The organism is Pseudomonas sp. PvP089 (genome assembly GCF_017875165.1).
Classification (GTDB): Bacteria; Pseudomonadota; Gammaproteobacteria; order Pseudomonadales; family Pseudomonadaceae; genus Aquipseudomonas; species Aquipseudomonas fortuita.
On record NZ_JAGGME010000001.1, the window covers coordinates 3,634,009 to 3,653,474 of the forward strand.

The following is a 19,466-nucleotide window of genomic DNA, read 5'->3' on the forward strand; positions in this document are numbered from 1 at the left end:
GTTCCAAGACGCTACGCCAAAAACAACGATAAGATCGAGGCCTTCAAACCATGTTCGGACTGGCTACTGACACCTTTCTGCTGCTCGACGCGCTGGTTACCATCGTCGGGCTGATCCTGCTGATCACCCACTTCAAAGTGCACCCCTTCGTTGCCCTCACCCTCGCGGCCGGCTTCCTTGGCCTGACCTCCGGCATGCCGGTGGCCAAGGTCATGAAGTCGTTCCAGGATGGTTTTGGCGGTGTGCTTGGCTTCGTCGGCATCGTGCTCGCCTTGGGCACCATGCTGGGCAAGCTGATGGCCGACTCTGGGGGGGCCGACCAGATCGCGCAAACCCTGATCCGCGCCTTCGGCAAGAAGAACGTGCATTGGGCGATGATGTTCGCCGCCTTCCTGGTGGGCATACCGCTGTTCTTTGAAATCGGCTTTGTGCTGCTGATTCCGCTGGTGTTCATCGTTGCCCGGCGCTCCGGGGTGTCGCTGGTGAAAATCGGCATCCCGCTGCTGGCCGGCCTCTCGGTGGTGCACGGCCTGGTGCCGCCACACCCAGGCCCATTGCTGGCGATTGGCATTTTCCACGCCGATATCGGCAAGACCATCTTCTACGGCCTGATCGTCGCACTGCCCACCGCGATCATCGCCGGTCCGCTGTTCGGCAACTTCATCTCCCGCTACATCCCGGGCAACCCGTCCCAGGAACTGATGGACCAAATTGCCAAGGAGTCCGACCAGGGCAACCTGCCAAGCTTCAGCATCACCCTGATCACGGTGCTGCTGCCGGTCGCGCTGATGCTGCTGAAGACCTTCGCCGACGTGGTGTTGCCGGCCGAGCATATCGTGCGCCAGTGGATGGACCTGATCGGCCACCCCATCACTGCCCTGCTCGCGGCCCTGCTGCTGGCCTTTTACACGTTTGGTTCTGCCCGCGGCTTCAACCGCCAGCAGATCATGAAAATGCTCGACCAGAGCCTGGCCCCCACGGCGGCCATCGTGCTGATCGTGGGTGCAGGCGGCGGCTTCAAGCAGATGCTGGTGGACACCGGTGTCGGCAACGTGATCGGGCAAATGGCCGTGCAGGCGGAGATTTCGCCCGTCATGCTGGCCTGGCTGGTGGCAGCGGTAATCCGCATCGCTACTGGCTCCGCCACGGTCGCCACCATTACCGGTGCGGGCATCGTGGCACCGGTAATCGACCTGGTACCGGGAGTGAACCGTGAGTTGCTGGTGCTGGCCACCGGTGCGGGCTCGTTGATCCTGTCACATGTGAACGACGCCGGCTTCTGGCTGGTGAAGCAGTATTTCAACATGACTGTAGCGGAAACCTTCAAGACCTGGAGCATGATGGAAACCATCCTCTCGGTGGTTGGCATCATCTTCATCATGTTGTTGGCGCAGGTGGTGTAACCGTTTATCGGGATAATGGCACCTTGCTGCTCAGGGTAGGGCCGAAGGAAATATCAGACCTACCCTAAGCCAAGGAGCCTGTCATGCCCCGCTCAAGCATTCTGCTGATTGCCCTGCTCGCCTCGCCACTGGCCTTCGCCGTCGGCACCGGCCCGACCTACCCTGACGATCCGCACAACCCGGCACCCCGGCCGGGCGTGGATAGCACCCTCAACCCGATCGAAAAGCCCATGCCGCGGGATACTGACACGCGCATTCAAGGTAACGACCCAGAAAGCCCGCCGGCCAAGCAAAATGACAACCGCGATCTGCCGGGGATGGATGGCAGCGGTTCGGACGGTACCGGTCCTCAGGGAAATAGTGGCACCCGTACAGGTACCCCCTGAGTACGCTACTCAATGGGCCACCGCTCGACATTGCAGGTTATGTATTCCCTGTGGGAGCGGGTTCACCCGCCCGGTTGAGTAAGATTGACTGTTTGTTACCACTGGCGTTTATCAGGGCGTGTCAGCCCCAGCTTCTCGATCCGGTAACGCAGCATGTCCCGTGACAACCCGAGCATCCGCGCTAACTTGGTCACGTTCCAGTCCGTACGGTCCAGCGTCTTGCACACGAGGTCGCGCTCCATGTCCGGCAGGCTGGTGCCTGGCTCCGGCTCGTGCCGCGGCATTTCGAACATCGCAGGTGCCGGCTGCGGCACCAATGGCTCGTCAATCAAGGTCATGCACAGGTTCAACTGGTGCGCCTGTATCACCTCATTCGGCGCCAGCAACACGGTCTGCTCAAGCATATTGCGCAGCTCGCGGACGTTGCCGGGCCAGCTATAGCCCAGCATCAGGCTCTCGGCTTCGGCGGAAAAGCGCAGGTTCGGCTTGCCATAACGCCGGCCATGGTGGGCCAGGAAATACCTTGCCAGCAACAGGATGTCCTGACCACGGGCATACAGGCGCGGTACCTTCAGGGCGATGATGCGCAGGCGGAAAAACAAGTCGCGGCGGAACTTGCCCTGCTGCACCATCTGCTCCAGGTTGCAGTTGGTGGCGCTGATGACCCGCAGGTCAACCTTGCGCTCCTTCACCGCACCAATCCGGCGGATACTGCGATCTTCCAGCAGCTTGAGCAACTTGGCCTGCAACACCAGGTCCATCTCGCCAATCTCGTCGAGGAACAACGTGCCACCGTCTGCGGCCTCCACCAGGCCCAGCCGCCGCTCCTTGGCATCAGTGAACGCGCCCTTCTCGTGACCGAACAGCTCGGCCTCAAGCAAGTTGGCAGGGATCGAGGCGCAGTTGAACTCGATGAACGGCCCCTTGCTGCGAGAGCCGTCAAAATGCAGGGCCCGCGCCACCAGCTCCTTGCCGGTGCCGGTCTCGCCTTCGACCAGCACCGGTGGCAGGTCGTCGCAGGCCATGCGCCGCTCGGCATCCAGCACCTGTTGCAACGTGTGCTTGAGGGTGAGCATTACCGGCGAATCGCCGATCAACGCCTGCAACCCGGATTTCTGCGCCTCGCGTTCCTGGTAAAACGACAGCGTGCGCTCCATGCGTTCGGCCGCCAATGCCTTGTCCAGGGTCAATTTGAGCTCGGCGAGCACCACGGGCTTGGTCAGGTAATGGAAGGCACCCTCCTTCATCGCCTGCACGGCGTCTTCGACATTGCCGTAGCCGGTCATCATGATCACTTTCAGGCCAGGTACCTGCGCCACCAAGCTGCGCAGCAAGTCGTGGCCGCTCATGCCCGGTAGCGAGTTGTCAGTTAGCACCGCGTCGGGCTGAGCCCGCTTGATCTGCTCCAGCGCAAGCTCGGCGCTGTGGCACACGGTGACTTCAAAGCCCTTGAGGCTGAGGTAGGTGCGAATGTTGTCAGCGAGGATTTCATCATCCTCGACGACCAGGATGCTGTGCTCCATGTTCCCCTCCCGCTGCGATATTGAATGTAAGGCTGACGCGGGTTCCTTCCTCTTGGCGGCTGCTCAGGCTGACCGAGCCGCCAAACCGTTCCATGATGCGCTTGACCAGGGCCAGCCCTACACCGAGGCCACCCTGCTTGGTCGTGAAGAACGGCTTGAACACCATCCGCTCCTGCTGTTGGCTCATGCCCTTGCCAGTGTCGGTAAGCACGAACTCGGCACGCTGGCCATCCTGTACGTTGACCTGGGCAGTCAGCATGCCGCCCGCCGGCATGGCCTCCAGGGCATTGGAGAACAGGCTGTTGAGAATCTGCGTGAGCTGCAGCGGCTGGCTGGCCACCCACTGCTGATCAGGCCCTTCGAAATGGAAGCGCACACCATTGCGCTCGATCTGCTGGACGAACGCCAGGTGGGTGTCCTCGATGGCGGCCACCAGGTCCACAGCCTCTGCCTCGTCACTGACCGGGCGCAACGACACCAGCAAGTCGCGCACCCAGCGCGACATGCGGTCGACCTGGCTGATGATGTCGGTGATGTTTTTCTGCGCCGCTGGGTTGGCGATTTCCTGCGCCAGTTCGGCGCTGGAGCGGATGTTGGCCAACGGGTTGCGCAGGCTGTGCGCCACAGCAGACGACATCTCGCCCAGCGCCACGTAGGTTTCGCTGGCCACCAGCCGGTCCTGTTGCAGATGCAGCATCTGCGCCGCCCGGCGTACGATCCAGAACAGCCCGAAGTAGATCAGCGCTCCACCCACCAGGGTCGAAGCCCAGATCAGTACATAGCCGCGCTGGATGCGCCGTATCAGGTCCTGTGGCTCCTTGTAGATCTCCACCATGGCCAGCACCTGTTCACCTTGGCTGTCGAACAGGGGGATGTAGTTCTCGATGAACAGGTAGCGCGGTTCACGCAGGAACTTCTGCTCCTCGCGGTCATCTTCAGCCTTGTGATAGCTGGCCGACACCGCCCTGCGCGAATGGAAAGCACGGTCCAGATCGCCATCAGCCTCTATCCGCTTGCCGATAAGCTCGACGTTGGTGGACCAGACGATGGTGCGGTCGCGGGCATAGACATTGGCCAGCAAAATATCAGGCAGGTGCTCGACATGGTCAAGAAATTCGACCCGGGTCGATTCGGCCAGCGCCGGGGCAAACTGCAGGTGCTGCTGGTCCAGGCGCGGGTCGAGCAGTTCGCCCATGGTGGTGCCCGGTGGCAACTGCGAATGGCGGACCTCGGCCTGGGCCATGGCCTGGATGAACTGCGCGGTCAGCATCGCATCACGCTGCACGCTATCGCGGACCACGAAGCGCGTGGACACATAACCCAGCCCGCCCGCCACCGCAGTGATGATCAACAGGCTGATGACTGAAAACCAGCGCAGCAGGTTGAACTCACGCAAGGGCACGGCCAGACCGCTGGCACTCGCACTGGCCTTGTCGCGAACATCGTTTTCCAGCATCTGCATGGCGTGGTTCCCGCACAGTGCGTCCGTTCAGAAATGCATCAAGGCCAACAGCAGCAGCCAGTTGATAGCACCCCACCTGGGCAGCCCTGGCTGCCATTTGTCGTGTGTAGCGCTCCGCACATCACCAAGCAAGAAGTTGGCCAGCCAAACCCAGAGGACCGTAAAGCTATAGTTTTCAATGCTTTAAGGTGCATAGTTAAATGCGACTTCAAGAAAAGGCCCCACAGTTGGGTAATAAGTACCCAGGAACCACTGATCTCATATATATCAACGTGTTAGAAACTATTCTTAGCGCAAAACATTAATTTCTGACCAACCGGAAATTCAACGACACCCGGGTGCCATGGCCCTCACTGCTGCTGAGCCTGACGGTGCCGCCGAAGCGCTCCATGATACGTTTCACCAGCACCAGGCCCACCCCCAGCCCACCTTGCTTGGTGGTAAAAAATGGCCTGAAGGCCATGCGCTGCTGCACTTCGTTCATGCCCCTGCCATTGTCAGACAGGCGCAAGGTCAGGCCACGCCGGTCATGGCGTACCACCTCGATACGCAAACGTCCGCCCTGATCCATCGATTCGAGGGCATTGGCGATCAAACTGCTGAATATCTGCCGCAGTAAAGCCGGATGCCCCAATACCTGTACCGCCGGTAACGGCTGCAGGTCCAGGCTTACCCCGCCACGCGCCAGCGGCACGGCGTAGGTTTGAAGGCTGTCCTGCAAGGCCAGCGCCAAGTCCACCGCAACCGCCTCATCGTTCAGCGGACGCAGCGACTGCAGCATCTGGCGGATCCACTGCGACATCCGGTCAACCTGGCTGATGATGTCGTTGATATTGCGCTGCGCCGGGCCTTCGTCGAACGCTTGGGCCAACTCGGCACTGGAGCGGATACTGGCCAGCGGGTTGCGCAGGCTGTGGGCCACCGCCGAGGACACCTCCCCCAACGCGACATAGGTTTCGTTGTTGATCAGCCGCTTCTGCTGCACCGCCAGCAGCCGTGCAGCGCGGTGCATGATGCCGTACAGGCCGACGTAGACCAGCGCGGCGCCGACGGTGATCGCCAGCCAGATCAGTATCAGGCCATGCTCGATGCGCACAATCAGGTCATGGGGCTCTTTGTAGATTTCGACCATTGCCGTGACGTGCTCGCCATCGGCAGCGAACAGCGGAATGTAGTTTTCGATGAACAGCTGCTCGGGCGGGGTGACGAATTTCTGCTCGGCACGGGCCTGTTCGAAGTTGTGGTAGCTGGCCGAGACCCGCATCTTGTACTCGAACGCCCTCGCCAGGTCGTCGTCAGTATCAATCAGCTTGCCAATCAGCGCCGGGTTGGTGGACCAGATCACCGTAAGGTCCGGGGCATAGATGTTGGCCAGCAGCATGTCTGGCAGGTGGGCGATGTGGTCGAGGAACTCGCCGCGAGCCTTGCGCCGGGCATCCGGGTCGACGTCCGGCAGGTTGCCAGGGTCGGTGCGCGGGTCCAGCAACTCGCCCATGGTGCGCACGTTGGGGATCGACACATGGCGCACTTCGGCGTCGGCGATAGAGGTAATGAATTGTGCCGTGAGCAAGGCATCGCGCTCAACGCTTTCATCAATGATGAAACGGCTGGATATCAACCCAAGTCCGGCAGCCACCGAAACGATGATGGCCAGGCTGACCCAGGCATACCAGCGCAGCAGGTTGAATGGCTTGCGTGGGGCTGCCAGTTCGTTACCGGCAGGCACTTCTATGGCGTCGGAACGAGGGGCGATGTCCATGGTGGGCTCCACAGCTGGGCACCTTCAGAAGGTTATAGCCCAGACCTGGGGAGGCCGTAGTGCTAAATTGATGGCATCCGCCGAAGGGTATTACTCCAATCCCTGTAACTTGCGATATTCGCGCAGCACGGTGGGTACATAACGCCGGGTCTCGGCAAACGGCGGCACGGCGCCGCGCCGCATTACGGCATCCGGGCCGGCGTTGTAAGCCGCCACAGCCAGGGTGATGTCGTTGTCAAACAAGGTAAGCATCTGCTTGAGGTAGCGTGCCCCGCCCTGCACGTTGTCTTCGGGGTCCAGGCGATCTTCCACACCCATTTCACGTGCTGTATCCGGCATCAACTGCATCAGCCCTACCGCGCCCGCAGACGACCGGGCCTTGGGGTTGTAGCCAGATTCGGCCTTGATCAGCGCATGCAACAGCGCTGGAGGGACGTTGTGGGCCCGCGCGGCGGCAGCGACCAGTTCAGCGTAGGGTCGGCCGGTGATCATCTGCGCATTGGCCGGGCCGGCCTGTGCCAACGGCTCGTTGATCACCTTTTCATAATGGCGCCCAGGCCGATGGACGTTGGTCAGTACGTAGCCGCCCTTGGCATCGATGGAGATGTACACATCAGCCTGGGCGACACCTGCCGCCAGCCATATCAAACCGAGGATGAGTCCACGCATGACGGTCGCCTCTTCGTCGTGGCCCCCGAAGTGGGGGAAATGCCCCGGAAACCCGAGGTCGATGACCACGACGCAAGCACTGTGCCGCTTCCGGCACCGCATGGCGCAAGGCCCCGAGGCAGACGTGCACGGCTGTTGCATGGTGCCTGTCAACCTGTGTCCCCATGCAGTGGAGGGCTTCACCATGCAGCGCAGAACCAAACCGCAACGTGGCTTCACCCTGCTCGAACTCCTGGTGGTGCTGGTGGTGCTCGGCCTGCTGGCCGGCATCGTCGCGCCCAAGTACTTCAGCCAGCTCGGTCGCTCCGAAGCCAAAGTGGCGCGGGCGCAGATTGAAGGGCTGAGCAAGGCGCTGGATTTGTATCGCCTGGAAGTCGGCCACTACCCCAACAGTGAGCAAGGCCTGCAGGCCCTGGTCATCGCCCCCAATGGTGAAGCGCGCTGGACCGGCCCGTACCTGCAGAAGGCCGTGCCGCAGGACCCCTGGGGCCGCCCATACATCTACCGGCAACCTGGCGAAAACGGCGGTGAATACGACCTGTTGTCGATGGGCAAGGACGGCCAGCCCGGGGGTGACGGGGAAAACGCCGAAATCACCAGCTGGCAGTAAGGAGAGTGGCCATGCGCTATAGCCTCAAGGCCCTGGGCAGACAGGGCGTGGTGCAGTTGCAGATCGACGCCGAGGACGCAGACCAGGCCCGCCGCCAGGCCGCGGATCAGGGCCTGCGTGTGCTCAGCCTGCGCAGCAACGGCGGTGCCCTGCGCGGCATGGCCTGGCGACGCCAAGCGGCCTTTGACCTGGTGCTGTTCAGCCAGGAATTGTCAACCCTGCTAAATGCCGGGCTGCCGCTGATCGACGCACTGGAGAGCCTGGCGGAAAAGGCGCCTGCAGCCACCACCCGCAAGGTGCTGGCCGAGCTGGTACGCCAGTTGTACGAAGGCCGATCGCTGTCCCAGGCCCTGGGCCAGCAGCCGCGGATATTTCCGCCGCTGTATGTGGCGCTGGTGCAGTCCAGCGAACGCACCGGGGCGCTGGGCGATGCCCTCACGCGCTACATCAGCTACCGCCAGCGCCTGGACCTGGTTCGGCAAAAGCTGGTGGGGGCCTCGGTCTATCCGTTGCTGCTGTTGCTGGTGGGGGGCGGCGTGGTGCTGTTCCTGCTCGGCTATGTGGTGCCGCGTTTCAGCCAGGTGTTCGAGGGCATGGGCACCGAATTGCCCTGGCTGTCACGGGTATTGATGCAGATCGGGCTGTTCCTGCACGCCCAGCAACTGCCGCTGGCGCTGGGCACGCTCAGTGGGATCACGGCACTGTGGCTGCTGCGCCGCCACCCACGGGTACGGCGCTGGGCCTCCTGCCAGTTGCGCCGCCTGCCGGCGCTGCATCAACGCTTGATGATGTACGAGCTGGCGCGCTTCTACCGCTCGTTGGGCATCCTGCTGCAAGGCGGCATTCCCATCCTGACCGCCATGGGCATGGCCCGCGGCCTGCTCGGTAGCGCAGCAGCCCAGGGCCTGGGCCAGGCCAGCCAGCGGGTGGGCGAAGGGCTGCCACTGTCCGATGCGCTGGAAGCCGGCCACCTGGTTACCCCGGTGTCGCTGCGCCTGCTGCGGGCCGGGGAGCAGTCCGGCAACCTGGGGGAAATGCTGGAACGCTGCGCCGACTTCCATGACCAGGAAATCGGCCGCTGGGTGGAATGGTTCGTGAAACTGTTCGAACCGCTGCTGATGACGTTCATCGGCCTGCTGATCGGCCTGATCGTGATCCTGATGTACATGCCGATCTTCGAACTGGCCTCGAGCATTCACTGAATGGCCAGGCCCAGGCTCTCGCGCAGTGTGCTGCCCTCGTAAGCCGTGCGGTACACCCCGCGCTCCTGCAGCAGCGGCACCACCTCCTGGGTAAACCGGCGAAACTGCCCGGGGTGGCCGATGTAGATGTTGAAGCCATCCAGCGCCCGCGCCTCGAACCACTCGGTCATTTTTGCCGCGACCGTTTCGGCCGAGCCAACGAAGGCACCTGGGCGCAGCTTACGCCCGAACTCCACCGCCTGGCGCAGGCTGAACCCCTGCTCCCGGGCCTGGTCGGCGATGCGCTTGGCATTGGTGAAAAAGCTGCTGCGCGCATGCTCCAGGCTATCCTGGGGGAACGGTGCATCGAGGTCGTACTGGCTGAAGTCGTGCCAGCCGAAGTTGCGCCCGAACTCTTTGAGCGCCAGCTCGAAGCTATGGTCCTGCTGGTGGTAGTGGCGTTCGATCTCGCGGGCGTGTTCGTCGGTGTCACCCACATAGATCTCGGCACCGGGCAATACCAGCAGTTGCTCCGGGTCACGCCCCAGCCGCGCAGCGCGGCCTTTCACATCGCGGTAGAACGCCTGGCCCTGCTCGATACTGGCAGCATGGGTGAAGATGACATCTGCCGTGGCGGCCCCAAGCTCGCGCCCTTGCTGCGAATCGCCGGCCTGGAAAATGACCGGCTGGCCCTGGGGGGAACGCTGAATATTCAATGGCCCTACGACCGAGAAGTGTTCGCCCTTGTGGTGAAGGGCATGCATCCGGCCCGGATCGAGGAATTGACCGGTAGCGCGGTTGCGCGGGAACGCCCCGTCTTCATAGGACTGCCATAGGCCCTGAACCACCGCCACGTGCTCCTGGGCACGGGCATAACGGGTGTCATAGTCGTAGTGCTCGTCACGGCCATAGTTGCCGGCGGTACCGGCGTCACCGCTGGTGACCACGTTCCAGCCAGCGCGGCCCTTGCTGATCAGGTCCAGCGAGGCCATGCGGCGGGCGACGTTGAAGGGTTCGTTGTAGGACGTGGTCAGGGTGCCGACCAGGCCGATGTTACGGGTAGTCACTGCCAGCGCCGAGAGTAGGGTCAACGGCTCCAGGCGGTTGAGATAATGCGACGGTGAGCCGGGGGTGATGTACTGGCTGTCGACGATGAAGATGAGGTCGAACAGCGCCGCTTCAGCCTGGCGGGCGATGTCGATGTACCAGTCGATGTTGACGCTGGCATCGGCGGGCAGCTCCGGGTCGAGCCACAGGTTGTGCCGGCCTGGGCCGCCGCAGCCCATGGTCAGGGCACCAAGCTTGATTTTGCGGGTGGTCATGTACAGCTCCTCATAACAGTTGTTGCCTGTACCGGCCCAATCGCCGGCAAGCCAGCTCCCACAGGTTTTCCACTGAACCCACGGCTGTGGTGATCCTGTAGCCGCTGGCTTGCGGGCGATTGGGCCACGGCAGGAAAACTCAGTGGTCGAACGTAGCCGCGAACGAGGTATCGAACAGGCTCGACGCCGGGTAGTTCTTGATCAGCCCCAGCCCGGCAAAAAAGTCTACGGTCTTCTGCGCATCCACGATCACCTGCGGGTTCAGCGGTGCCACATCGGTACGTGCGCGGGCAAACCAGGCGCGCGCAATGTCGCGATCGGCACGGGTGCGTTTTGCCCAGGCATCGGCATAAGCCTCGGTATGGGCCGGGTCGCTCAGGGTCCAGTCACGGGCCTTTTTCAGACGCTGCAGAAAATCACTGATCTGCGCCCGCTTGGCCTCCACCGCCTTGGCATTGGCCACCACGAAACTCTGCGCCGGTATCAACCCTTCGGCCGTGGCCAGCACGCGCGCCCCTTGGCGCTCCTGCTGGGTGACATAGGGCTCCCAGGTCGCGATCACATCCACTGAACCGCCATCCAGGGCATGGGAGGCGTCCAGCGCGCTGAGGTAGCGCAGCTCCAGGGCATCACGCGGCACGGCGGCCTTGTCCAGCGCGCTGAACAGCAACTGCTGGCTCCAGGAGCCCTTCCAGATCGCCGCACGTTTGCCGCGCAGGTCTTCGAGGCTGCGAATGTTCGAGTCCTTGCGCGCCAGAATCGCCACGCCATCCAGGTTCTGCCGGCTTACCGCAATCACCTTGATCGGCGCGCCCAAGGCGCCCAGGAACAACGGTGGCGCATCGCCCAACAGGCCGATGTCCAGGCTGCCCACGTTCAGCGCCTCGGCTACCGGCGAGCCGGCCGTAAACTGCTTCCACTCCAGGGTATACGGCAGGTCGTCGAGCACGCCGGCCGCTTCCATCACCGCCCGGGCATTGAAGCTCTGGTCACCGACCACCAGGGTTTGCGCGGCAGCGGTCAGGCTGAGGGAGCTGGCCAGCACACAGGCGGCCAATTGTTTTAGATATCGCACGTTCGTCTCCAGGTACCGTCGGGGTACATCAGGCCGATCCGCGCGTGCGGTCTCGTGGGGGCATGGGGCTTTCATATTCACTTTGAATATAAATAACGCAATGCTTATAAGTTATCGATTAAGCGCAGTGCCGTGAAATTCGTTTTGGGCATAACCTAATGCTTTGCCCATTGCGCACATTTCAAAACAGATCAGCCACTCTGTAAATGCGTTTTTTGCATATTAGCTTATTCATATTTTTACTTTTGAGAATATTCAGCGCATTTGCTAGGGTTAGCCCAAACCGTCAGCCGAGCCTGAATCATGAGCCAACCCCTGCGCCTTGAGCGCCTGCGCACTTTCATTGACGCGCTTGCGCAACTGGTGGACCAAGAAACCGACGAAGCCACCCTCCTCGACCACGGCCAAGGCCTGCTGCGCAGCCTGGTCGCCCATGACGACTGGTTGCCCGAGGCACTGGCGCAGCCAGACCCGGCCCGTTACCAGCAATATTTGCTGCACTGCGATTCGCGCCAGCGCTTTTCCATCGTCAGCTTCGTCTGGGGGCCAGGCCAGCAGACACCCATTCACGACCATCGGGTGTGGGGCTTGATCGGCATGCTGCGCGGCGCCGAATACTCGCAAGGCTTTGCCCGCAGCGAACACGGCGCCCTACTACCAGCAGGCGCGCCCGTGCGCCTCGAGCCCGGTCACGTAGAGGCCGTTTCGCCGCGCATCGGCGATGTGCATCAGGTCAGCAATGCGTTCGACGACCGGGTGTCGATCAGCATCCACGTCTATGGCGCCAACATCGGTGCCGTCAGCCGCGCGGTGTACTCGCCCGACGGCAGCGAAAAACCGTTCATTTCCGGCTATTCCAACAGCCTTCTGCCCAACATCTGGGACCTGTCCAAAGAGAACCCTGCCCCATGAGTACCGTTGCCACCCGCTCCTACCAAGACATTCGCCAGGCCTTGCTGGCCCATGAAGAACTGGCGCTGATCGATGTGCGCGAGGAAGACCCGTTCGCCCAGGCACACCCCCTGTTCACTGCCAACATCCCCTTGTCCAAGCTGGAACTGGAGATTTTCGCCCGCGTGCCACGGCGCGACACCCGCATTACGGTGTATGACGACGGTGAAGGCCTGGCACATCAGGCCGCCGAACGCCTGCTGGCGTTAGGGTACAGCGATGTCGCATTGCTCGAAGGCGGCCTGGCCGGCTGGCGCGCCGCCGGTGGTGAGCTGTTCCGTGACGTGAACGTGCCGAGCAAGGCCTTTGGCGAGCTGGTTGAAAGCGTGCGCCATACCCCGTCGCTGGCGGCCGAACAGGTGCAGGCGCTGCTGGACGACAACGCCGATGTGGTGGTGCTCGACGCCCGCCGCTTCGACGAATACCAGACCATGAGCATCCCGGGGGGCATCAGCGTGCCGGGTGCCGAGCTGGTACTGCGGGTTGCCGAGCTGGCGCCAAGCCCCGCTACCCAGGTCATCGTCAACTGCGCAGGGCGCACCCGCAGCATCATCGGCACCCAGTCGCTGGTCAACGCCGGCATCCCCAACCCCGTGGCTGCCCTGCGCAACGGCACCATCGGCTGGACCCTGGCCGGGCAAGCGCTGGCGCACGGCCAGGAGCGCCGCTTCGCCGAGGTGAGCGACAACACCCGCGCCAACGCCGCCCAACGCGCACGCAATGTGGCCGACCGTGCCGGTGTGCTGCGCCTGGAGCGCGAAGCCCTGGCCGCCTGGCAGGCCGATACCCAGCGCACCACCTACCTGTTCGATGTGCGCACCCCCGAGGAATATGCCCACGGCCACCTGCCGGCCAGCCGCAGTGTACCGGGCGGGCAACTGGTGCAGGAAACCGACCACGTCGCCAGCGTGCGCGGGGCGCGCATCGTGCTGGTGGATGATGACGGCGTGCGGGCCAACATGAGTGCTTCATGGCTGGCGCAAATGGGCTGGCAGGTCGCCGTGCTCGATGGCCTGTCGGCGCAAGATTTCAGCGAGACCGGCGATTGGCAGCCCCCCCAACCTCCACTGCCTGCAGTCTCCGAAATCGGGGTCGAGCAGCTGGACGACTGGCTGCAAACGCCAGGCACCGTGCTGCTGGACTTCACCACCAGTGCCAACTACGTGAAACGCCACATTCCGGGTGCCCACTGGGCAATTCGCGCGCAGTTGCCGCAGGTGCTGGAACAGCTGCCAGTAGCCGAGCGCTATGTACTGACCTGCGGCAGCAGCCTGCTGGCACGCTTTGCGGCGGTAGACTTGCAGGCGCTTACGCAGACACCGGTGTACGTACTGGAGGGCGGCACGGCGCGGTGGATTGCGGCAGGCAAGCCGCTGGAAAGTGGCGAAACGCACCTGGCGGTGGCGCGTACCGACCGTTATCGCCGGCCCTATGAAGGCACTGATAACCCGCGGGAGGCCATGCAGGGGTACCTGGACTGGGAGTTCGGGCTGATTGCCCAGCTAGAGCGGGATGGCACCCACGGGTTCAACGTATTGAGCTGAGATTGCCGGGGGCGCGTTGCGCCCCTTTTCGCAACACATCACCGCCCCTGCCTGTTCCGGGCAGCGTCTCTTCCCCCTCACCTTTGTAGCTGGGCCATTGCTGAATGTGCGTAATTGAAATAAATTGCGACTAATTCTCATTAGCGCGCAACAGCACCATGCCTGACTCCCTCCCCTCGACCGGACACAGCCTGGCCGGCCTGTACGCCAACCACCATGGCTGGCTGGTGAACTGGCTGCGTGGCCGCCTGCAGTGTTCGCAGCAGGCCGCCGACCTGGCCCAGGACACGTTCGTGCGTGTACTGCTGGCCGACCGCAGCCAGCCTTTGCTCAGTGAACTGCGCGAGCCACGCCACTTTCTGGTCACCATGGCCAGGCGCGTGATGATTGACAGCTTCCGCCGCCGGGCACTGGAGCAGGCCTACCTGCAACTGTTGGCCGAACAGCCCGAACAGTATGCGATTTCCCCCGAGGAACGCTGGATGCTGGTAGAAACCCTGCAAGCACTGGATGCGATGCTTGAAGGCCTGGGCAAGAAGGTCAAGCAGGCGTTTCTGTTATCGCAGTTGCGTGGCCTGGGCTACAAGGACATCGCCGCCCAGATGGGCGTATCAGTCAGTTCGGTCACCAAGTACATTGCCCGCGCCACCGAGCACTGCTTGCTGTTTGCCCTGGAACACGCCCAGTGAGCCCGCTGCCCCAAAGACAGGCACTGAGCGCCGCCGCGCAGTGGTTTGCCCGGCTGGGCGAGGCCCCTGCCGACCCGGACCTGCAGCAACGCTGGCAGGCCTGGCATGCGGCCGACCCGCAGCACCAGTGGGCCTGGCAACGGGTGGCCATGTTGCAGGCTCAACTGAACCAAGCACAAGGCGCACTGGGCCATGACGTGCTGGAGCGTGCTGGCCAGCAGGGCCCGGCGCTGCAGCGGCGCATGCTGCTCAAGGGGCTGTTGCTGGGCGCGGGGCTTGGCGCCCTGGGCTGGCGCGGTTATCGCGATGCGCCGGCGTGGCTGGCCGATGTGCGCACCGCCATCGGCGAACAGCGCAGGTTGACGCTGAGTGACGGCAGCCGCCTGATCCTCAACACCGGCAGTGCGGTGGACATTGCCTTCAGCAACGACACCCGCCAGCTACGGCTGCGTGCCGGGGAGATCTTTGTCGAAACTGCCGCCGATCACCGCCCGTTCATGGTCAGCACTGCCGAAGGCCACATCAGGGCGCTGGGCACCCGGTTCAGCGTCAGGCAACAGGACCACCAGACCCGCGTATGCGTTTACCAGCATGCCGTCGTCGTGAACCCGATCAACGCGGGTGGCGAGCAAACCCGCCTGGACAGTGGCCATGGCCTGTTGTTCGACAAAACCCGCATCCTGCAACGCATGCCACTGGCCAGTACCGACGCGGCCTGGACCGAAGGCCAACTGGTGGTGGACGATTGGCGCCTGGATCACCTGCTCGAAGAATTACAGCGGTACCGCAGCGGCTACCTGGGCTGCGACACGGCCGTCGGCCACTTGCGGGTTTCCGGCGCCTATTCGCTCACCGATCTTGACCTGACCCTGGCTACCGTTGCCCGCTCGCTGCCGGTAAAGCTGGTGCGCCATACCCGCTTCTGGACACGCGTGGAGCCATTGAGAGGCAATGCCTGAAAAAAATGCACAGGGCATTGTCGATTTGCCCTCGCCCATTCGCCTCCCTGGCAATACACCGAAAACCCTACGCCCAGGAAGCCCGTATGCGCCGCCTTATCTCACCACCCCGCCAAGCACTCACGTTTGCCTTGCTCGGCGCCTCGCTCGCCCTGCTTCCGCCGCTGCTACCCGGTGCAGCCGTGGCCCAGGCAGCCAACGCGCAGAAGACCTACGCCATCAGCAGCGGCCCGCTGAGCACGGTGCTCGGCCGCTTCGCCAACGCGGCCGGGATTGTGCTGTCGTTCGACAGCCAGCTCACTGCTGGCAAGCAAAGTGCCGGCCTGCAAGGCACCTACAGTGTCGAACAGGGCTTCGCCACTCTTCTGGCTGGCACCGGCCTGGGCGTTGCGCCTGCCGAGCAAGGTGCCTATGTGCTGTACCCAGCCGAAACCGGCAATGCCGTGCAGCTGGGCGCGACCAGTGTGGTGGGCGATGGCCTGGGCGAAACCACCGAGAACACCGGTGCCTACACCACCGGACGTACCCGTACCGCAACCAAGCTGGGCCTGTCACTGCGCGAAACGCCGCAGTCGGTCAGCGTGGTCACGCACCAGGTGATGAATGATCACCACCTGGCCTCGATCGACGATGTGGTGAAGTTCACACCGGGGCTTTCCAGCAACCATCGTGACAGCGAACGCTATACCTTCTACGCCCGCGGCTTCCAGATCCAGAACTTCCAGTACGACGGTATCCCTGCGCAAATCGCCAACGAGTCGCAGCAATTCACCAGTACCTTGGCCGACATGGCAATTTATGACCGAGTCGAAGTGGTACGAGGTGCCACCGGCCTGCTCAGTGGCGCAGGCACGCCGTCAGCCACGCTCAACCTGGTGCGCAAGCGGCCTACGGAGGATGCACAGGCGACGGTGGCTGGCGAAGTCGGTTCATGGGACCGCTACCGCACCGAGGCCGATGTCTCCGGGCCGCTCACCGAAGCCGGCAACATCCGTGGCCGCCTGGTCGGGGTGTACGAAACCGCCAACTCGTTCGTTGACTGGTACAAGACCGACAAGCGCGTGATGTACGGCGCCCTGGACATCGACCTGAGCGAAGACACCCTGCTGCGCCTGAGCCTCGACTACCAGAACAACAATGCCGACGGCGTCAGCTTCGGGCACATCCCTTTGTTCAACAGCGATGGCAGCGCAACAAACTTCTCGCGGTCGTTCAACCCGGCCGCACGCTGGAGCTACCTGAACAATACCCAGTACAACTTCACCGGCATGCTGGAGCACAAGCTGGCCAACGACTGGGTCGCCAAGGCCGCATACAGCCACCAGTACGCGTACCGCCGTGGCGTCACCGGCTCCGCCAGCGCCGGTACGCCCGACCCGCTTACCGGCAGCGGCGTATCGATGTATATCAACCGCCTGGACAGCTACCAGACCCAGGACAATTTCGACCTGTACGCCACCGGCCCCTTCCAGCTGGGTGGCCGCGAACATGAGCTGGTGTTGGGCAGCAACCTGGCCTACACCCACCTCAACTACCCCACCTACGAACGCGGCTTCCCTGCGGTCGACAACATCTATGAGTGGGATGGCAACCCCCATGGCAAACCGCACCTGGCCAAGACCGAAGAGAGCCTGTCACGCCTGAGCCAGTCCGGTGTCTACGCCGCCGTGCGCCTCAAGCCGTATGATCCGCTGTCGATCATCCTCGGCAGCCGGGTCAGCTGGTGGAACCAGAAGGACGACAGCAGCGATGATTTGACCGGCGAGGTCACTGGCCGCGACCGGACGAAGAAGTCCGGCGTGGTCACGCCCTACGCCGGTGTGGTGCTGGACCTGAACGACACGTATTCGGTGTACGCCAGCTGGACGCAGATTTTCCTGCCACAGACCTATTACAAGACCGCCAGCAATACCTCGCTGGACCCGCTCGAAGGCGACAACTACGAGCTTGGCATCAAGGGCGAGTTCTACGACGGCGCTTTGAACGCCAGCGCCGCACTGTTCGAAGTCAAACAGAAGAACACGCCGCAATTGGTGGATGACAGTGGCCCCCAGGAAATCTACCGGGCCATTGCCGGCACCACCACCCGCGGCATCGAGACGGAAATTTCCGGCGAGGTACTGCCAGGCTGGAATCTATTTGGCGGCTACACCTACCGCGAGTCCCACGACAAGGAGGGCAACCGCGTCGAGACCAACCAGCCGATGAACCTGTTCAAGCTGGCCACCACCTATCGCCTGCCCGGTGACTGGAACAAGCTGACAGTGGGCGGCAACATGACATGGCAAAGCGATATCTACGCGGTCAATTCAGACCTGGGCACCAAGGCGCACCAGCGTGACTATGGCGTGGTCGGGCTGCTGGCCAACTATGCCTTCGATGAACACCTGAGCTTGGGGCTGAACCTGAACAACCTGTTCGACAAGAAGTACTACGACGGCCTGGGCACGTTCAGCTCCGGCTCTTATGGTGAGCCACGCAACCTGGTGGCGAATGCCCGCTGGCGGTTCTGAGGGAATGCACGCGAACGGGGCTGCCGGGCAGCCCCATCATGCCCGCCATCGATGAATGATCTACACATATCATTCAGCGTGATATTAACCTTCGTCCCGTTCGATTCGTGCCTCACGCGCAAGACACTCACACTCCGCCCACTACTAATACATTGGCGGAGTTCTCCATGGAACAATCTCTCAAACCCTTGCGCTTTCCCCTCGCTGCCTTGGCAGTGGTGGTGATCAGCGCTTGCGGTCGAACCCCAGACGCCGTGCAGGCTCCCGCCGCGCCGAAGGTCACTGTGGCCAAGGTGATCGAGCAACCGATCAACGAATGGGACGAATTCACCGGCCGCCTCGAAGCCCCGGAAACGGTCGAAGTTCGCCCGCGGGTCGCTGGCCAGATCGATCAGGTCGCCTTCACCGAAGGCGCCCAGGTCAAAAAAGGCGACATGCTGTTCCAGATCGACCCGCGCCCGTTCCAGGCTGAAGTCCGCCGCCTCGAAGCCCAACTGCAACAAGCCAAAGCCACCGCCATTCGCAGCGCCAACGAAGCCCGCCGTGGCGAGCGCCTGCGCGACAGCAACGCCATTTCTGCCGAGCTTGCAGAATCGCGTAGCAGCGCTGCCACCGAAGCTCGCGCCGGCGTCGACGCGATCCAGGCGCAACTCGACCTGGCGCGCCTGAACCTCAGCTTTACCCGCGTCACCGCGCCTATCAGTGGCCGCGTCAGCCGCGCCCAGTTCACTGCCGGCAACATTGTCACTGCCGATGTCACCCCGCTGACCAGCGTGGTGTCCACCGACAAGGTCTACGCCTACTTCGACGCCGACGAGCGCGTGTACCTCAAGTACACCCAGCTGGCGCGCGAAGGCCAGCGTGGCCAGAGCACCCCCGTGTACCTGGGCCTGACCAACGAAACCGGCAACCCGCACCTGGGCCAGATGAACTTCGTCGACAACCAGGTGAACCCGCGCACCGGCACCATCCGCGGCCGTGCAGTCTTCGACAACCGCGACGGCCAGTTCACCCCGGGGCTGTACGCACGCCTGAAGCTGGTGGGCAGCGCGCAGTACGACGCCGTGCTGATCAATGACGAAGCTGTGGGCACCGACCTTGGCAAGAAGTTCGTGCTGGTCATGGACAAGGACAACAAGGCCGCCTACCGCGCCGTGGAACTGGGGCCAAAGCTGGAAGGCCTGCGCATCGTGCGCAGCGGCCTGGGCAAGGATGACCGCATCGTGGTCAAGGGCCTGCAGCGCGTGCGCCCAGGTTCGCCGGTCACCCCGGAAGAAACCCAGATGGCCAGCGAACAGACCCTCGCTGCCCTCGCCCAGCAGCGCCAGGCACTGGAGGCCAGCAACCCGGCGCCGAAGGTGGCGGGCAACAACGTGAAAGTCGCCAGCGCCCAGGCGCCACGCGGTTAAGGGAACCTACC

General features: G+C 63.0%; 16 protein-coding genes. 10 read left to right on the plus strand and 6 right to left on the minus strand.

From position 1 onward, the window contains the following. The first annotated feature begins 50 nt into the window (after nt 1–50). Together J3A71_RS16625 and J3A71_RS16630 are read left to right on the plus strand one after the other, a co-directional pair. On the plus strand, nt 51–1,403 hold the full coding sequence (locus tag J3A71_RS16625; RefSeq protein WP_096426027.1) for a GntP family permease: 1,353 nt from the start codon (nt 51–53) through the stop codon (nt 1,401–1,403). An 83-nt stretch (nt 1,404–1,486) separates the two neighbouring features. After that, nucleotides 1,487–1,789, plus strand: a complete 303-nt coding sequence (locus J3A71_RS16630; RefSeq protein ID WP_096426026.1) for a hypothetical protein — start codon at nt 1,487–1,489, stop codon at nt 1,787–1,789. Nucleotides 1,790–1,884: 95 nt separating this feature from the next. On the opposite strand, the gene J3A71_RS16635 is transcribed toward J3A71_RS16630, so the two are convergent. The 4 genes from J3A71_RS16635 to J3A71_RS16650 all read right to left on the minus strand — a co-directional run bounded on the left by J3A71_RS16635 (nt 1,885) and on the right by J3A71_RS16650 (nt 7,202). Next, nucleotides 1,885–3,312, minus strand: a complete 1,428-nt coding sequence (locus J3A71_RS16635; protein ID WP_209953050.1) for a sigma-54 dependent transcriptional regulator — start codon at nt 3,310–3,312, stop codon at nt 1,885–1,887. After that, nucleotides 3,281–4,774, minus strand: a complete 1,494-nt coding sequence (locus J3A71_RS16640; RefSeq protein ID WP_016486716.1) for a HAMP domain-containing sensor histidine kinase — start codon at nt 4,772–4,774, stop codon at nt 3,281–3,283. Before J3A71_RS16640 ends, J3A71_RS16635 begins: the two co-directional genes overlap by 32 nt. Before the next feature lie 301 nt (nt 4,775–5,075). Next, nucleotides 5,076–6,533 carry a HAMP domain-containing sensor histidine kinase gene (locus tag J3A71_RS16645; protein WP_096426023.1) on the minus strand — a complete coding sequence of 486 codons (1,458 nt, stop codon included), beginning with the start codon at nt 6,531–6,533 and terminating at the stop codon, nt 5,076–5,078. Between the two features lie 90 nt (nt 6,534–6,623). Beyond that, nucleotides 6,624–7,202, minus strand: coding sequence for a lytic transglycosylase domain-containing protein (locus tag J3A71_RS16650; protein ID WP_016486714.1), 579 nt, complete (start codon nt 7,200–7,202; stop codon nt 6,624–6,626). A gap of 184 nt (nt 7,203–7,386) precedes the next feature. Between J3A71_RS16650 and gspG the strand changes: the two genes are divergently transcribed. After that, the gene (gene gspG / locus J3A71_RS16655) at nt 7,387–7,812 is read left to right on the plus strand and encodes a type II secretion system major pseudopilin GspG (protein WP_024717645.1); all 426 of its coding nucleotides are present in this window, start codon (nt 7,387–7,389) and stop codon (nt 7,810–7,812) included. 11 nt (nt 7,813–7,823) lie between these two features. Next, nucleotides 7,824–9,014 carry a type II secretion system F family protein gene (locus J3A71_RS16660; RefSeq protein ID WP_096426022.1) on the plus strand — a complete coding sequence of 397 codons (1,191 nt, stop codon included), beginning with the start codon at nt 7,824–7,826 and terminating at the stop codon, nt 9,012–9,014. Here the strand turns inward: J3A71_RS16660 and J3A71_RS16665 are convergent. Then, nucleotides 9,008–10,315 (minus strand): LLM class flavin-dependent oxidoreductase, encoded by a 1,308-nt coding sequence (locus J3A71_RS16665; RefSeq protein ID WP_096426021.1) that lies wholly within the window; start codon nt 10,313–10,315, stop codon nt 9,008–9,010. The two genes, J3A71_RS16660 and J3A71_RS16665, sit on opposite strands and share 7 nt — an antisense overlap. 139 nt (nt 10,316–10,454) lie before the next feature. Then, nucleotides 10,455–11,390: an ABC transporter substrate-binding protein gene (locus J3A71_RS16670; protein WP_096426020.1), complete on the minus strand. Its 936-nt coding sequence runs from the start codon at nt 11,388–11,390 to the stop codon at nt 10,455–10,457. 303 nt (nt 11,391–11,693) lie between these two features. On the opposite strand from J3A71_RS16670, the gene J3A71_RS16675 reads away from it, so the two are divergent. From J3A71_RS16675 to mexE, 6 genes are all read left to right on the plus strand, one after another. Beyond that, on the plus strand, nt 11,694–12,302 hold the full coding sequence (locus J3A71_RS16675; protein ID WP_016486709.1) for a cysteine dioxygenase: 609 nt from the start codon (nt 11,694–11,696) through the stop codon (nt 12,300–12,302). Beyond that, nucleotides 12,299–13,885 carry a rhodanese-related sulfurtransferase gene (locus J3A71_RS16680; protein WP_060516437.1) on the plus strand — a complete coding sequence of 529 codons (1,587 nt, stop codon included), beginning with the start codon at nt 12,299–12,301 and terminating at the stop codon, nt 13,883–13,885. The genes J3A71_RS16675 and J3A71_RS16680 overlap by 4 nt, the downstream gene beginning before the upstream one ends. A gap of 158 nt (nt 13,886–14,043) precedes the next feature. Then, the gene (locus tag J3A71_RS16685; protein WP_023048544.1) at nt 14,044–14,574 is read left to right on the plus strand and encodes a sigma-70 family RNA polymerase sigma factor; all 531 of its coding nucleotides are present in this window, start codon (nt 14,044–14,046) and stop codon (nt 14,572–14,574) included. Beyond that, nucleotides 14,571–15,533, plus strand: coding sequence for a FecR domain-containing protein (locus J3A71_RS16690; RefSeq protein ID WP_016486706.1), 963 nt, complete (start codon nt 14,571–14,573; stop codon nt 15,531–15,533). Before J3A71_RS16685 ends, J3A71_RS16690 begins: the two co-directional genes overlap by 4 nt. Nucleotides 15,534–15,619: 86 nt before the next feature. Next, entirely contained in the window at nt 15,620–18,046 is a 2,427-nt protein-coding gene (locus J3A71_RS16695) for a TonB-dependent receptor (RefSeq protein ID WP_095117134.1), read from the plus strand. 167 nt (nt 18,047–18,213) lie between these two features. Then, entirely contained in the window at nt 18,214–19,455 is a 1,242-nt protein-coding gene (gene mexE, locus J3A71_RS16700; RefSeq protein WP_096426019.1) for a multidrug efflux RND transporter periplasmic adaptor subunit MexE, read from the plus strand. The last annotated feature ends 11 nt before the right edge of the window (nt 19,456–19,466 follow it).

What these genes read in the sequence shown, in the direction of transcription:
- gspG (WP_024717645.1), top strand. Translation starts at nt 7,387, where the DNA reads ATGCAGCGCAGAACCAAACCGCAACGTGGCTTCACCCTGCTCGAACTC.
- J3A71_RS16665 (WP_096426021.1), bottom strand. Translation starts at nt 10,315, where the DNA reads ATGACCACCCGCAAAATCAAGCTTGGTGCCCTGACCATGGGCTGCGGC.
- J3A71_RS16685 (WP_023048544.1), top strand. Translation starts at nt 14,044, where the DNA reads ATGCCTGACTCCCTCCCCTCGACCGGACACAGCCTGGCCGGCCTGTAC.
- J3A71_RS16640 (WP_016486716.1), bottom strand. Translation starts at nt 4,774, where the DNA reads ATGCAGATGCTGGAAAACGATGTTCGCGACAAGGCCAGTGCGAGTGCC.
- J3A71_RS16660 (WP_096426022.1), top strand. Translation starts at nt 7,824, where the DNA reads ATGCGCTATAGCCTCAAGGCCCTGGGCAGACAGGGCGTGGTGCAGTTG.
- J3A71_RS16680 (WP_060516437.1), top strand. Translation starts at nt 12,299, where the DNA reads ATGAGTACCGTTGCCACCCGCTCCTACCAAGACATTCGCCAGGCCTTG.
- J3A71_RS16625 (WP_096426027.1), top strand. Translation starts at nt 51, where the DNA reads ATGTTCGGACTGGCTACTGACACCTTTCTGCTGCTCGACGCGCTGGTT.
- J3A71_RS16695 (WP_095117134.1), top strand. Translation starts at nt 15,620, where the DNA reads ATGCGCCGCCTTATCTCACCACCCCGCCAAGCACTCACGTTTGCCTTG.
- J3A71_RS16645 (WP_096426023.1), bottom strand. Translation starts at nt 6,533, where the DNA reads ATGGACATCGCCCCTCGTTCCGACGCCATAGAAGTGCCTGCCGGTAAC.
- J3A71_RS16675 (WP_016486709.1), top strand. Translation starts at nt 11,694, where the DNA reads ATGAGCCAACCCCTGCGCCTTGAGCGCCTGCGCACTTTCATTGACGCG.
- mexE (WP_096426019.1), top strand. Translation starts at nt 18,214, where the DNA reads ATGGAACAATCTCTCAAACCCTTGCGCTTTCCCCTCGCTGCCTTGGCA.
- J3A71_RS16630 (WP_096426026.1), top strand. Translation starts at nt 1,487, where the DNA reads ATGCCCCGCTCAAGCATTCTGCTGATTGCCCTGCTCGCCTCGCCACTG.
- J3A71_RS16650 (WP_016486714.1), bottom strand. Translation starts at nt 7,202, where the DNA reads ATGCGTGGACTCATCCTCGGTTTGATATGGCTGGCGGCAGGTGTCGCC.
- J3A71_RS16635 (WP_209953050.1), bottom strand. Translation starts at nt 3,312, where the DNA reads ATGGAGCACAGCATCCTGGTCGTCGAGGATGATGAAATCCTCGCTGAC.